The sequence below is a fragment of the uncultured Campylobacter sp. genome, from assembly GCF_938045535.1.
Taxonomy (GTDB): Bacteria; Campylobacterota; Campylobacteria; order Campylobacterales; family Campylobacteraceae; genus Campylobacter_B.
This window is the reverse complement of record NZ_CALIMQ010000095.1, coordinates 1-14,801: the sequence shown is the minus strand read 5'-3', so window position 1 is coordinate 14,801 and position 14,801 is coordinate 1. Positions and strand designations below refer to the sequence as shown.

Annotated in this window: 13 protein-coding genes; all 13 read left to right on the top strand. The window is 49.0% G+C overall.

The window, feature by feature from the left end; genetic code table 11:
* Positions 1-1,116: serine/threonine transporter SstT (sstT, locus tag Q0095_RS03145; RefSeq protein ID WP_297881282.1), on the top strand; the 1,116-nt coding region annotated here is incomplete at its 5' end.
* A gap of 110 nt (positions 1,117-1,226) precedes the next feature.
* Positions 1,227-3,140, top strand: a complete 1,914-nt coding sequence (locus tag Q0095_RS03140; RefSeq protein WP_297881280.1) for a M3 family oligoendopeptidase — start codon at positions 1,227-1,229, stop codon at positions 3,138-3,140.
* 1 nt (position 3,141) lies between these two features.
* Positions 3,142-3,549: a hypothetical protein gene (locus tag Q0095_RS03135; RefSeq protein WP_297881278.1), complete on the top strand. Its 408-nt coding sequence runs from the start codon at positions 3,142-3,144 to the stop codon at positions 3,547-3,549.
* On the top strand, positions 3,546-5,606 hold the full coding sequence (locus tag Q0095_RS03130; RefSeq protein ID WP_297881276.1) for an ATP-dependent helicase: 2,061 nt from the start codon (positions 3,546-3,548) through the stop codon (positions 5,604-5,606). Before Q0095_RS03135 ends, Q0095_RS03130 begins: the two co-directional genes overlap by 4 nt.
* On the top strand, positions 5,599-6,447 hold the full coding sequence (gene truB / locus Q0095_RS03125) for a tRNA pseudouridine(55) synthase TruB (RefSeq protein ID WP_297881274.1): 849 nt from the start codon (positions 5,599-5,601) through the stop codon (positions 6,445-6,447). Before Q0095_RS03130 ends, truB begins: the two co-directional genes overlap by 8 nt.
* Before the next feature lie 735 nt (positions 6,448-7,182).
* Complete coding sequence (locus Q0095_RS03120) at positions 7,183-7,926, top strand: 4-(cytidine 5'-diphospho)-2-C-methyl-D-erythritol kinase (RefSeq protein WP_297881272.1); 744 nt, start codon at positions 7,183-7,185, stop codon at positions 7,924-7,926.
* A 126-nt stretch (positions 7,927-8,052) separates the two neighbouring features.
* Complete coding sequence (gene smpB / locus Q0095_RS03115; protein WP_005871759.1) at positions 8,053-8,517, top strand: SsrA-binding protein SmpB; 465 nt, start codon at positions 8,053-8,055, stop codon at positions 8,515-8,517.
* A 55-nt stretch (positions 8,518-8,572) separates the two neighbouring features.
* Positions 8,573-9,271, top strand: coding sequence for a TlpA family protein disulfide reductase (locus tag Q0095_RS03110; RefSeq protein WP_297881269.1), 699 nt, complete (start codon positions 8,573-8,575; stop codon positions 9,269-9,271).
* The gene (locus Q0095_RS03105; protein WP_291936640.1) at positions 9,261-9,566 is read left to right on the top strand and encodes an ATP-dependent Clp protease adaptor ClpS; all 306 of its coding nucleotides are present in this window, start codon (positions 9,261-9,263) and stop codon (positions 9,564-9,566) included. Before Q0095_RS03110 ends, Q0095_RS03105 begins: the two co-directional genes overlap by 11 nt.
* A 15-nt stretch (positions 9,567-9,581) precedes the next feature.
* On the top strand, positions 9,582-11,534 hold the full coding sequence (locus tag Q0095_RS03100; protein ID WP_366806017.1) for an AAA family ATPase: 1,953 nt from the start codon (positions 9,582-9,584) through the stop codon (positions 11,532-11,534).
* Positions 11,470-11,949, top strand: a complete 480-nt coding sequence (locus tag Q0095_RS03095) for a hypothetical protein (RefSeq protein WP_366806016.1) — start codon at positions 11,470-11,472, stop codon at positions 11,947-11,949. Before Q0095_RS03100 ends, Q0095_RS03095 begins: the two co-directional genes overlap by 65 nt.
* Positions 11,949-12,632 (top strand): leucyl/phenylalanyl-tRNA--protein transferase, encoded by a 684-nt coding sequence (gene aat / locus Q0095_RS03090; RefSeq protein ID WP_297881266.1) that lies wholly within the window; start codon positions 11,949-11,951, stop codon positions 12,630-12,632. Before Q0095_RS03095 ends, aat begins: the two co-directional genes overlap by 1 nt.
* Positions 12,633-12,694: 62 nt before the next feature.
* The gene (locus Q0095_RS03085; protein WP_297881264.1) at positions 12,695-14,515 is read left to right on the top strand and encodes a penicillin-binding protein 2; all 1,821 of its coding nucleotides are present in this window, start codon (positions 12,695-12,697) and stop codon (positions 14,513-14,515) included.
* Positions 14,516-14,801 lie beyond the last annotated feature (286 nt).

Below are 14,801 nucleotides of genomic sequence, written 5' to 3'. Positions count from 1 at the left end.
TTAATAAACGTAGTAGCTTTTGCGGAAATTTTAGGAAATTTATTCGTAGGCGCCCTTAAAGCGGTAGCTCCGATTTTAGTTTTTATCTTGATCTTAAGCTCGATCGTAAATAAACAATACGGTAGCGCAAGCGGCTTAAAACGCGTGGTTGTTCTATATATCGTAGGCACCTTTTTAGCCTCGTGCGTGGGGGTAGCAGCCAGCTTTTTATTTCCGACGCAGCTTGCTCTAAGCAATATCGGCGCGGCAGAAAATGCGGTCCCCGCGAGCGTTTGGATCGTGCTAAAAGATCTGCTTTTTAAGGTCGTAGATAATCCGCTAAACGCTATCGCGCACGGAAACTACGTAGGAATTTTAACCTGGGCGATAGGTCTTGGCGTCGCGCTTAAATTTTGTACCAACGAAACGAAAAAAATTTTTACCGATCTGAGCGAAGCGGTAACCAAAATCGTGCAATTCGTCATCCAGCTCGCGCCGTTTGGAATTTTCGGCTTAGTAGCCTCTACTGTGTATCAAACCGGCGTCGATGCCCTGCTGGGATATGCGCGAATCGTAGTCGTACTCGTAGGCGCGATGGCGTTCGTAGCCCTCGTGGTAAATCCGCTCATCGTCTTTGCGGTGATTAAGAAAAATCCATATCCGCTCGTATTTACCTGCCTGCGCGAAAGCGGCCTCACAGCGTTTTTCACCCGCAGCTCGGCGGCGAATATCCCGGTAAATTTAAATTTATGTAAAAAGCTCGGCATCAGCGACGAGCTAAGCTCGATCTCGATCCCTTTGGGAGCTACGATAAATATGGCGGGCGCTGCGGTGGTAATCGCGATCTTGGCGCTTGCTGCGGCTCATACGCTTGGCGTGCGCCCCGATTTTTGGACGGCGCTGCTGCTTTGCGTGGTCTCGGCAGTCGGTGCGTGCGGCGCTAGCGGCGTGCCAGGCGGCTCATTGATGCTGATACCGCTTGCGTGTTCGCTCTTTAATATCTCAAACGATATCGCAATGCAGGTAGTCGCGATCGGCTTTATCATCGGCGTGATCCAAGACTCTGTAGAAACCGCGATTAATAGCTCTACCGACGTGATTTTTACGGCGATCGCGTCGCAAAGTATGCAAAAATAACTCACCTTAAAATTTACCGCGATTTCCGCTAGGGCGGCGGATCTCGCGGTTTTTAAAATTTTACTTATTCTTTTTTGATAAAATTATCCAAAAATTTTAAAAGGAAATCGATGAATTGGAATTTGGGCGAGCTGTTTGCAAACGAAGCGGAATTTAGCGCTGCGATAGATAGCGCGGCCGCGCAGGCTAGGGATTTTGAGCTTAAATTTAAAGATAAGCTGCACGCCCTTAGCGCGGAGGAATTTTTAGGCGCGCTTGAACTTTATGAGAGCATCAGCGAGCAGATCGGCAAGATAATGAGCTTTGCACATCTTAGCTTTGCGCGAGATACGAGCCTTGGAGCGCAGCAGGCCAAGACAGAGCAAGCTTGCAACGACATTTCGCAGAGCCTACTCTTTTTCGAGCTTGAATTTAACGAGCTGGACGCCGCAAAACAGGACGAGTTTATCACAGGGGGCGGGAGATTTAGATATTATTTGAGCCTACTTAAGCAGCGCAAAGCCCACCAGCTAAGCTTGCCGCAAGAAAGCGTGCTTTTAAAAACTTCGCCCGTAAGCGGCGAGGCGTTTTCGCGACTTTTTGACGAGAGCATGGCGCGGATGAGCTTTGATTTTCGCGGGCGCAAGCTCGGCGAGGAGGAAATTTTAAGTCTGCTTCATAGCTCTGATCGCGAGGTGCGAAAGGACGCCGCAGCCTCGCTAAGTGCGGTGCTAGAGCAAAACTCTCACCTGCTTGGCTACATCTACAATATGATCAAAACCGATCTTAAAATTCGCTGCGAGCTGCGCGGCTACGATAAAGCTGAGGCGGTGATGCACGAGGAAAATCAGATAAACATCGCAAGCGTCGATGCGCTGATCGCAGAGACGGAGCGAAGCTTCGGTCTAGTCGGCAAATTTTACGCCAAAAAGCGCGAAATTTTAGGCTACGACGCGCTGTATGATTACGACAGATACGCGCCTCTTGGGGGCGACGAGAGCGAGTTTAGCTTCGAGCAGGCTAAGCAGATCGTGCTTGCGGCATTTGAAAAATTCAGCCCGAAATTTAAGCAGATCGCGCTGATCGCGTTTGAGCGAAACTGGATCGACGCGATGCCTGCGCAAAATAAGCAAAGCGGCGCGTTTTCGCATTCCGGCTCGCGCGACACGCACCCTTTTGTACTTTTAAATTTCACGCGCAAGCGCCGCGACGTATTTACCCTCGCGCACGAGCTGGGGCACGCGATACATCAGTATCTAAGCTACGGCGTGGGCTATTTTAACTCCTTCACGCCGCTAACGACGGCTGAGACTGCGTCGGTTTTCTGCGAGATGCTGGTGTTTGATTATATGCGCGAAAATTTTTCAAATTTAAACGGCTCGCCAAATTTAAAAATCACCGCCGCCTCGGACGGCTCGCAAAATTTAAAGTACGACGCTTCGCAAGAGGCTCAGGGCGGTAAAATTCCAAACGAGCGCGCCGTAAAACAGGCCGCTTCGCAAGGTTCTGCGGGTTCGTGCGAGCTTGCAGCGCGCGATACGGATACGCCATCGCAGACTGCAAGCGATAAGGCCGCGCTGCGAGCGATGCTCGCGGCAAAGATCGAGGATATCTTCGCGACGCTTTACCGCCAGATCGGATTTACGACCTTTGAGCGGCGCGTGCATGAAAGCGCGGATGAGCTAAGCACGGGACAGATCGATGAGCTTTGGATGGAGGAGTCGCGCAAGATGTTTGCGGGCGAGCTGATCTTGCAGGATCATTACAAAAGCTGGTGGAGCTACATCCCGCACTTCATCCACTCGCCGTTTTACTGCTACTCCTACGCCTACGCGCAGCTTTTGGTGCTCGCGCTTTACGGGCTGTATAAGAGCGGCAAGCTCGAAAATTTCGTTCAAATTTACACCGAGTTTTTAAGCTCGGGCGGCAGCGACGAGCCGCAAAAGCTGGTGGCGAAATTCGGCTTTGACATCAATAAAAGCGAGTTTTGGCGCATCGGCATAGAGCAGGTCGCGGCGCTTGTAGATGAGTTTGTGAGGGGTTAGGATGATAGATAAAATTTTAAAAGACGATAAATTTATCGCTGCGAGCAGCACACATATAGGCGCGGTTTTGGACTACGTTTTGGCTCTTGGATGCGGATTTGGCATCGTTGCGAGGACGGATCAGATAAAATTTGACCCGCCGCTGCCGGAGGAAATTTTAAAAAGCTTCAAAATGCCCGCGATCTTTTTGCAGCTGGAGGAATACACGCTTTCTAGCGCGCATCTTAGCAAGGATGAGCTGGTTTTCGAGGCGGGTTTCGGGCCGCAGGATTTTGCAAGCACGCTTAGCGTGCCGTTTTACGCGGTTTTGCAGATCGTCGTGGACGGCAAGCCCATCGCGGTAAATTTCTCCCAGCCCGAGTCCGAGTGGCTTAAGCGCGAAAAATCGCGTAAAATTTTCTCAAAATGAGCGATATTTTAGAAGGTCTTAATCCCGCTCAGCGCGAGGCTGCGAGCCACGTGGACGGAGCTATGTTAATCTTAGCGGGTGCAGGCAGCGGCAAAACCAAAACGATCACCGCGCGCCTTGCCTACTTGCTCTCAAACGGCGTGCCTGCGGAAAATACTCTCACGCTTACGTTTACGAATAAAGCCGCCGCCGAGATGCGCTCGCGAGCGCTTAATCTGATAAGCGGGCTAAATTTAAGCAACGTGCCGCTTCTGTGCACCTTTCATAAATTTGGGCTTCTGTTTTTGAAATTTCATATTAGCGAGCTTGGGCGTAGCGCAAACTTCCAAGTAATCGATACCGACGATAAGAAAAAGATCATCAAGGGCTTTGAGATAAATTTGCCCACGTCGCTATTAGCGGCCAAAATTTCAACTTACAAAAATTCTCTGATCGCCCCCAAAGATATCGACGAGCTTCTAAAGGGCGAAGATGACGAGCTAAGCAGGATGTATAGCGGATTTTACGCGCATTGCGCTGATGCATATAAGCGCTACGAGGCGTATTTGGCGACGAATAATCTGGTGGATTTCGATGATCTGCTGATATTGCCGTATAAAATTTTAAACGCGAATGAGCGATTATGCGATGAAATTTCGCGCCGTTACGCTTATATCACGGTGGATGAGTATCAGGACACCAACGACATTCAATTCAAGCTGCTGCAAAAGCTCTGCACCGCGCACGAAAACCTCGCGGTAGTGGGCGATGACGATCAGAGTATCTACGGCTGGCGCGGCGCGCGGATAGAAAATATTCTAAATTTTAAAGATCTGTTCTCAAACGTAAAATTTATCAAACTCGAGCAGAACTATCGCTCCACAGATGAAATTTTAAATGCCGCCAACGAGCTTATCTCGCATAACAAAAACCGCCTCGGCAAGAGCCTTACTAGCATGAACGGCGGCGGCGAAAAGATCGAAATTTTGCGCTCGGACGAGGAGGGTATCGAGGCGGCAAAGATCGCAGAAGCCATCAAAAAGCTGCTTTCAAGCGGCGTAGCGCCCTCTCAAATCGCCGTGCTTTACCGCGTAAACGCTCTTTCGCGCGCGCTGGAAGAGGGGCTGAATCGAGCCAAAATCCCGTACAAAATGGTAGGCGGTGTGAAATTTTACGAGCGCGCCGAGATCAAGGATACGATCGCCTATCTACGCTTAGCAAATGACGAGCACGACGACTTTTCGATGAGGCGGATCATAAACGTGCCCAAGCGCGGCATCGGCAAGGTCTCGCTGGCAAAGCTCGAGGAGCTTTCGCGCCTGAGGCTTATCAGTCTATTTGACGCCTTTAGCGAGCCGGACGCAGGGCTTAGCGCCAAGGCGGCGCAGGCTCTAGCGGAGCTTAAAAGCGGCATCGCTTCTATCTCCGCGCTAGCCGATACGATCAAAAAAATAGACGCGCTGGAGCCCGCTTTCGGGCTAAAGGCCTACTATGCTTCGCTGCCCGACGGCGCCGATCGCGTTGCAAACATTGACGAGTTTTTGGCGATGCTGAAGGACGAGGCGAGCAATAAGCCCGATTTTGATCTGGCGGAATTTTTAAACGAGCTGAGCCTTCTTAGCGATCAGGACGCCATCATGGGCGATGCGATAAATATAATGAGCGTGCACGCGAGCAAAGGACTTGAGTTTTCGCACCTTTTCGTAATCGGACTGGAGGAGGGCTTTTTCCCGCTTTTGGGCGATAGTAGCGACATTGAGGAGGAGCGCAGACTCGCATACGTAGCGATTACGCGCGCCAAACGCACTCTCACGCTTAGCTTTGCCGCTAGCCGCTTTTATCGCGGCAAGCGCGAGAGGCTTGATGCGAGCAGGTTTATAGCCGAGGCGGGTTTGGTGGCTAAAGAGCCTCCGCGCGAGCAAAGTAGCAGCTTTAGCAAGGGCGAGCTGATCAAACACAAACTATTTGGGATCGGACAGATCACGGCGGTAAACGGCGATCGGCTCACTATAAATTTCGGCGGAATTTCGCGCGTGATAATGTCGAATTTCGTAGAAAAGATCGGCTCTTATGAATAGATTGTTTTTGGCGGACAAGCCCGCGGGTATCGGCAGCAATAAATTTTTAAGCGCTCTAAAGCGCAAATACGGCGTGAAAAAGGCGGGCTTTAGCGGCACGCTCGATCCTTTCGCAAGCGGCGCGCTGATCGTGGCATTCGGGCAATACGCGCGCTTTTTTAGATTTTTAAAAAAGGAGCCAAAAGTTTACACTGCGACGCTGTGGTTGGGCGCGCAAAGCCCAAGCGGCGATAATGAAAACATAGGGCGCGTGGAGCAAATTCCGCCGCTTTCGCGCGAGGTTTTAGACGTCGCGATGGCGCAAATGCGCGGCGAGATAAAATTTATCCCGCCCGCTTTCAGTGCCAAAAAAATTAGCGGTGTGCGCGCATACAAGCTCGCTCGCGCGGGCGAAGAGGTGAGCTTGAAAGAGAGCTCGATGCGGGTTTTTGAAGCCGAAATTTTAAGCTACGCTCACCCCTTCGTGAGCTTTCGCGTCGCACTCAGCGAAGGCGGCTACGTGCGCTCTTTTGCGCAAATTTTAGCAGGAAAACTAGGCGTTTGCGGTACGCTAAGCGCGCTTAGGCGGGAGAGCGAGGGGGCTTTTTGTTTGCAAGATCCGCGTTTTGCGGATGAGGCGACGCTAAATCCGCTCGAGTTTTTGGATCTCGCGCCGAACTTTTACGACGGCGACGCGCGCGACGTGATCCTGGGCAAGAAGCTTGCCGCAAAGGATCTGGCGAGCCGCGCGGACGGCCGCTACCTGCTTATCTGCGGCGATTTTTACTCGATCATCGAGATTGGCGCGGGCGAGGTGAGGTATCTTTGGAATGACGTTCCGATCGCGGGCGGCGCGTTTTAAGCCGCGGCCCCAGCCTGCGGCGGAATTTTGATCGGGCGGCCCTGGCTTGAAATTTGAGCGGTTATAAATACGGCGCGTTTTAAATTTGCTCGCATAGCGCGCCGCTATGCGCGGTTAAATTTTACCTCGGACGGCGGGATTGCGCTCTTTCGTTGCGCACGGATCGCAAAATCGGCATCGGGCGGAGTAAATTTAAAATTTAAACATGCGGCTCCGTAGGCAGCGCTCGCTCGCGAAAGGCATAAATCCGCGGGGGCTAAATTTAAACGCGGCGAAGCGGCGTTTAAATTCGCTTTTGCCGCGCGATGACGACGCGCCGCGAGATTAAAATTTCTCGATTTAAAAAGCGCGCAGGTTGGAGTTTGTCGCGGCACGGTAAGCAGTCTTTGCCGAGTGAAATTCTGGCTCGCGGTAATGCGTAGTTTGCGACGATGGTTTTGATTTTGCGGCGCACCGCTAAGCTAAATTTACGATCTATCGCAGCGCGGCTAGAATTTTGCTGGCTCGGAATTTTAATCGCTAAGATATATTTGCGCCGCGGGTTGAAATTCGGCCGTATGCGTTGCGGATCTAAATTTCGCGCTTTATAAAATTTACGTATCGGGCGCCGCGATTGCGGGTTAAATTCCTAGGGGCGCACTTCACGGTGCACGGATTAAAATTTTAATCGCGCCAGATGGGCTTGTTGCAGGCTAAATTTAACGCAAACGCGCAAGGCGCAGAAGGAGTAAAATTTTGAAAGCTTATGCAAAGATCAATGTTTTTTTAAAAGTCGTCGGCACGCGCGGCGGTTACCACGAGATCGCCTCGCGCTTCGTGCTGCGCAGGGAGCTTTTTGATGAGATAAGCTTCGAGCGCGCGAGCGGCTTTGCGCTTGAATGCGGCGCCGCACAGATCGCGGATAATATAATTTTAAAAGCCAAAGCGGCGCTCGAGCAGGCGGGCTTTGCGCGCGAGCTTGCGGATTTTTTCAGCTCGCACAAGATCGTGCTTAAAAAACGTATTCCGATCGGTGCGGGTCTTGGTGGCGGCAGTAGCGATGCGGCGGCGTTTTTGCGGCTTGCAAACGAGGAATTAAGCTTAAAAATTCCGCGCGAGTGGCTTATTTCGATTGCGCAAAATATCGGTGCAGACGTCGCGTTTTTTGTTAGCGGGCTTGAGGCTGCGAACGTGCGCGGTATCGGCGAGATCATCGAGCCTTTCGAGGACCGTCTGCCTGCGATCGAAATTTTAACGCCAGCGATCTTTTGCTCTACCGGCGCGGTTTATAACGAGTTTCGCGCAAGCTTCATGCAAAATATAAACGCCGCACAGGCGCAAGAGATGTTGCGTTTAAGCAGCGAGCAGCTGCTGGCGCAATATGGCGGCTTTACGTTAAACGATCTTTTCGCGCCGTGCATAAAGCTATATCCGCAGATGAGCAAGTATCGCGATATGTTTCTAAGCGGCAGCGGTAGCAGCGTGTTTTTCTTAAAATAAGAATTCCAAGGCGCACGGTTAAAATTTAAAAGCTAAATTTAAAGATAAAATTTAAAATTTCGCTCGCCCGCTTTTAAATTTAAGCAAAAACGGGCTAAGCTTAGGGTCAAATTTAGAAGGAAAAAGATGAAAGAACTGAGTAAAAATCGCAAGGCGTTTCACGATTTTACGATACTTGAAAGCTTTGAAGCGGGCATCGTGCTAAAGGGCAGCGAGGTCAAAGCTCTACGCGCGGGCAGGGGCAATCTCAAAGATAGCTTCTGTCGCGTGATCCGCGGCGAGCTGTTTTTGCTAAACGCGCATATCAGCTATCTTGAGAGCACCAACGCGCACTTTCGTCCCGACGAAGGGGCGGCGCGAAAGCTTTTGATGCACCGAAAACAGATCGATAAGCTTCTGGGCGCGGTTAGCAAAGAGGGTCTTACCATCGTGGTTTTATCGCTGTATCTCAATGATAAAAACCGCGTAAAGGCGCGTATCGCTTTAGCAAAAGGCAAAAATCTGCATGACAAGCGCGAATCGCTAAAGCGCAAGGAAGCCGACCGCGAAGCGCAAAGCGCGATGAAGCGATACGACAAGCATTCATTTTAAATTCACAAAACTTTGGTTAAAATGCGGGCTTAAATTTAAACCCGAAGGAAATGCAATGAAGAAATTTTTACTATCATGTTTGGCGATTTTTGTTTTAAGTGGCTGCGGAGATGATTCGCAGAAAAAGACGGGCTCTGCTGGCGAGAATCCTGCCGCGAGCGAGAATCAGATGGCAAAAAATTCTGCTCAAGATAAAAATGGCGAGCGTATTGGCGGAGAAAGTGGCGAGGAGGTAGCTTTTACGCCGTTTAAAACGGGCGAGCGCCTTACGCTTAAAAGCGTCGTAGGCGGCGAGGTAACGATTGAGCGGACAGAAAAGGGCTTTAAGCTTGCGGACAGCGATAAAATTTTAATGTTTGATATTTTCGGTACTTACTGTCAGCCATGCCGCATCGAAGCGCCGCATCTGATGGACTTTCAGTTAAAAAATTCCGCGGATTTTCTAATGGTCGGCTTGATTTATTTTGAGGACATTACGGACGCGCAGGTGATCGAAAATTTTACGAAAAAGTTTAATGCGTATTATTTCATCTCCAATTCAAAACAAAATGAGCGTATAGTAGGTCAAATTTTAAGCGACATCGGTTATCGCCACGCGCTTTCGATCCCTTTTAAGGTAGTACTTAAAGATGGAAAATATCAAAGGCTTACCGACATTAACGAGGGTGATGAGCGGGGCAAGCCGTATTACTTAGGTATGGTCGATACCGATGTGATAAAAAGCGATATCGCCAGGATAAAAAATGGCAACTAAAACCGGCGTGCAGATTCACACTCGCGCCAAAACAAAATCTTTCGTGCCTCGCCCGTATAAGGTGATTTTACTAAACGACGACGTGACGACGATGGATTTCGTGGTTTATATTTTGATGGAGATTTTTGCTAAAAACTTTAACGATGCTGTAGATTTAATGATGAAAGTTCATAAGCAGGGTCGCGCGGTTTGCGGCGCGTATCCTAAAGAGATAGCCGAGTGCAAGCAACAAGCGGTTTTACAAGCGGCAAAGGCCGCAGGATTCCCTCTTAGATGTGAGATCGAAGAGGATTAAATTTAAAGGAAAGCAATGATAGGATTTTTTTTAAACAAACATTTTGAACAAGCAATCAGCGTCGCAAACGACGGCGAGGACGAATATATCACCACTTCGCACGTAGTTTATGCGATTTTTAAATACAATAAGCCCTTTCACGGGCTCATCGCCAAAGAAATTCCGGATATTAACTATCTAAATATCTTGGATAATCTGGGCGGGCTTTTGGATATGATGCCTAAATCAAGCGGTAAGGATCCGGCGCAGACGATAGAATTTAAGCAGTTCTATACTGAATTAAATAACGCTAAAGAGCCTAAAAACGAGCTTGATTTTATGCTTAAAATTCTAAATGATAAGGAAAACGACTGCACTAAAATTTTAAATCACTACGGTATCAATGCTGCGATTTTTGAGCTCATCGTGCGAAAGTACAAATCCGCTTTCGATCACCGTGATGAGGTCGTTTCTCGCGACGAAGCCGCAGCGATTAAGCTAAACTCATACGATATCGATGATATCACGCATGCGATGAATTACGACGAAAGCCGTAGGCAGTGGCAGAATACGGAATTTGAGCCTGCGTTTGAGGGCGAAAAGGACGCGATAAACGAGCGCGATATTAAAAAGGACTCGCCTAGTTCACTTTATACAGCAAACCTCAATAAAATCGCGCTTGAGGGCAAGATCGATCCACTCATCGGACGCGAAAAAGAGATCGAAAAGACGCTACAAACCCTCTGTCGCCGCAAGAAAAATAATCCGATCTTAGTGGGCGAAGCAGGAGTTGGTAAAACCGCGATCATCGAGGGTATCGCGCTAAAAATCGTCCGCGGCGAAGTGCCAGAAAAGCTAAAAAATAAGGTGATTTACGCCCTTGATGCTGGCTCGCTGATCGCAGGCACTACGTTGCGCGGGGAGTTTGAAGAGAGACTAAAAGATCTCATAGACGAGTTTAGCGCTAATCAAAACGCGATTTTATTTATCGATGAAATTCACACGATCGTTGGCGCAGGCACGGGCAATCGCAACGAACTTGATATGTCAAACATCCTAAAACCTTCGCTTGCAAGCGGCGAGCTATCGGTCATCGGCGCTACTACATACGGCGAATACCGCTCGTTTTCGCAGGATAAGGCGCTTAGTCGCAGGTTTTGTAAGATCGATGTAAGCGAGCCTAGCATTGACGATAGCGTCAAAATTTTAAAAGGCGTAGCCAAAAAATATGAGGAATTTCACGGCGTAAAATTTAGCGACGAAATTTTGCGAGATAGCGTAACGCTTGCTAAAAAATATCAAAACGATAAATTCCTTCCCGATAGTGCCATTGATCTCATCGACGAGGTGGGTGCGAGTTTTGCATTTAAGCCGCATGAAGCTCCGCTTGAAATCAGTAAGGATGATTTAGTAAATACGCTTTCTATTAGCGCGAATATCGCAAATTTAAGTAGTAGTGTCGATAATAAACAAGTACTAAAAAATCTGGAAGCCAATATCAAGCGTGAAATTTTCGGTCAAGATGAAGCGGTTAGCAGTCTTTGTAAGGCGCTTCTACGCTCTTACGCCGGGCTTGGAGGCGCAAGCTCCCCAATCGGCGTATTTTTGTTCGCAGGTAGTAGCGGTGTGGGCAAAAGTGAGCTAGCCAAGGTCTTAGCCGCACAGCTTGGAGTGCATTTTGAACGCTATGATATGAGTGAATATATGGAAGCTCACAGCGTCTCTAGGCTCATCGGAGCACCTCCTGGATACGTGGGCTTTGAAAACGGTGGAATTTTAACGAATAACATCAAAAAGCACCCCTACAGCGTCATTTTATTTGATGAGGTAGAAAAAGCTCATCCTAGCATGACGAATATTTTTTTAGGAATTTTCGATAACGCAAGTCTTACCGATAACAACGGCGTTACGACCGATTTTAATAATGACATCGAATTTAGGCACGAAAGAAGCGCCGCAAGTTGGATTTACGAAGGACGAGAGCTATAAAGTAGATAGTGCCATAAAAAGCTTTTTTGCGCCGGAATTTCGCAATCGTATCGATAAAATCATAAATTTTAACCGCTTAAGCGGCGAAATTTTAGAAAAGATCGTGGATAAAACTATCGGCGAGCTAGAGTCGCAGCTAAAAAACGTAAAGATTAGCCTAAATAAGGAAGCAAAAGATTTGATTATCTCGCGTGGCTATTCGGACGAGTTTGGAGCGCGAAATTTAAAGCGCGAGATCAGCTCTCAGATCAGCGATCATATAAGCGGTGAGCTGCTTTTTGGCGCGCTGCAAGAGGGTGGCTTAGTTAGCGTGAGCGTAAAAGATGGCGAGCTAAGCTTTAGCTTTGCTTCTACGCCTTTGCCGCAGATAGAAAAAAAGCAACCCGCACTAGCTCAAAGCAGCGTCGTTAAATAATGGCTCAGTTTTACGATTTTCCAGATCCTATGGATGCGCCCGATTTTGCGCCGCTTGCAAGTGGCGGCGATCTGAGCGAGGATTGTTTGCTTAGCGCTTATAGCGCAGGGATATTTCCGTGGTTTAGCGAGGATGAGCCGATTTTATGGTGGTCGCCCAATCCGCGCGCAGTGCTTGATCCGCGTGAAGTGCGTGTGCAAAAGTCCATTAAGCCCTATCTTAAGAGATATGACGTTAAATTTGACGCGAATTTTAAGGGCTTCATCGAGCGCTGCAAAGACGTACGAAAAAAAGAGAGCGACGGCACGTGGATCAGCGAGCAGATCGTGCAGGCTTACTCGCGTTTGGCAGCAGACGGCTACGCTCACAGCGTTGAGGCATACGAAGATGGCGAGCTTGTGGGTGGGCTATACGGGCTAATTTTTGGGCGGGTGTTTTGCGGCGAGAGTATGCTGAGCCTAAAGAGCAATGCTTCGAAAGTCGCGCTGATTAGGCTTTGTGAGGTGCTTGCAAATTTCGGCTTTCTAATCGATTGTCAGATTATGAACGAGCATCTGAAATTTATGGGTGCTAAAGAGATGCCGCGAGCGGAATTCCTCGCTCTATTTGCTGAGCTTAGTGCGCAAGATAGCGGCTTTGAGCGCTTTGCGGATCTTAAAGTTCCGCGCGGAGCGCAGCATTGAGTCAAAGCTTGAGATGCAGCAGCGTAAAAAATGCGCGGAATTTAGAATTTTAAAGAAATAAGATGTGGCAAAGAGATAAAAGCTCCTCGGTCGGTATGATTATTGTGATGTTTATATTCGTGCCGGCGGCGCTTTTTGTATTTTTGGCGATTTTATATTTTTGGGGCAGCACTGAGCGCAAGCTACCGCGCCTGGATGTCAATGAAACCAACAGCGCGATCCGCGGCGCGATAATCGCAAAAGATAACTACGTCGCGGCAAATTCCGTCAAACTCTACAAAGTTAGCGTCGATGCGCGCAGCATCGATAAAAACAAGCTTGATCTTTTCGTGCGGTTATACTGCATCTACACGGGCGATAGTGAAAAGCGCGTCAAAAGCGCGATCGAGGGCTCTGGCGGCACGACCGTGCTGTCGTATAAGATCGACGCCAAAACCGCCGTGCATCTAAAAGAGCTTGCGTATAAGCTAAATTTAAAAAAGGTCTTCGTCAGCTTCATAGGCGCAAACGGCAGGCTAAATCCTCCTATCCGCATGAGCGTGACCGAAAGCGGCGAGAAGCGCAGCTACAATGTCGGTGATTCGCTAACTCCGTTAATCGGCTATATCAATAAAAAAGAGGTTGATGGTATCACCAAGGTTAGCGGAATTAAGGGGATCGAGAAGTACTATGAGTATTATCTAGCGCCGGTTAGAGATGAGTTTATCGTGGGTCCGCGCGATATAGGCGGCAACATCATTCTAGAGCGCAGTAGCAAAAAAACGGGCAGGATCGACGGCTATAACGTCCGTCTAAGCGTGCCACTAACGCTGCAAAGAAGGATAGAGCGCCTAAGCGATGAGGGCGCTGATAATTACGATGCGCGAGAAATCGTTGTGGGCATTATGAACTCCAAAACGGGCAAAATTTTATCCCTTGCGACCAATGCCCGCTATGACCCCTCAAACATCACGAAAAACGATCTTAAGAATTTAAATTTTACCGCGAGCGAATACGCCTACGAAGTGGGCTCGATTATGAAGCCGATAATTTTCGCAATCGCCTATGATGCCAAAGCCGTCAAACCGGGCGAGATCATCAACACCTATAACGGCAGCTATAAGCTTGGTACTCGCACGATCCGCGACACGCACCCGGCTAAGCAGATGAGCGGCGAGGAGATCATCATCCACAGCTCAAATATCGGAATGATTAAAATTTCAGAGCGGCTGGAGGGGCAGGCTATTTATGATGGGCTGATGAACTTCGGTATGTCGCAAAAAACGGGTATCGATCTGCCGTATGAGCAAAGCGGAAATATCCCAAGCATCAAAAGCCTGAATAATAAAATTTACAAAGCCACGATCAGCTACGGCTACGGCGCGCAGATGACCTTCCTTCAGATGCTCAATGCCTATACCGTCTTTAACAACGGTGGCGTCATGATTAGCCCGCGCCTAGTGGAAAATTTAGAAAATAACGGCAAAACTTACACCGTTAACGAAAGCGAAACCCATCAGGTCATCTCTAAACCTACCGCTGACGTAATAAAAGGAATTTTAATTAAAACGGTCGAGAGCGGCACGGGGCGCAAAGGGCGGGTAGCGGGGCTGCAAATCGGCGGCAAGACGGGCACTGCGCGCATCGCCAAGGGAGGCGGCTATTCGAGCGCCTATAACAGCTCGTTTTTCGGCTTTGCCAACGACGCGGACACCAGCTACACGATCGGCGTTTTGGTGCGCGAGCCTAAAAGGGGCAGCTACTACGCCGCTCAAAACGCGCTGCCGATATTTAAGCGGGCGGTAGGAATTTTGATAGAAGAGGGCTATCTAAAGCCCGCAGCCGACGCAAACGCTACGCAAAAGGTCGAGATCAAGGATGAGGCAGTTGAAATTAAAGATTAAATTTGCTAAATTTCGCGAGGTTTTTTGAAATTTTGCGGCTTGCGACTATGAAAATTCGTGGAATTCGGCGCGGCTTTTTGAAATTTTACGGCGTTTAAATCTTATGGCACAGAATTTTGGCGGCATAGAATTTCGCGGCGTAAATTTTAACGGCACGGCGATAGAATTTTATCGCGATGCGGGATTTTGGCGCGGTAGTAAAATTTTATCACGGCTTGAAATTTTGCATGGCACTGCTCGCCGCACTGATTCTCGGGGCGGTGGGTCGCACCGGCCCCTTCGTATG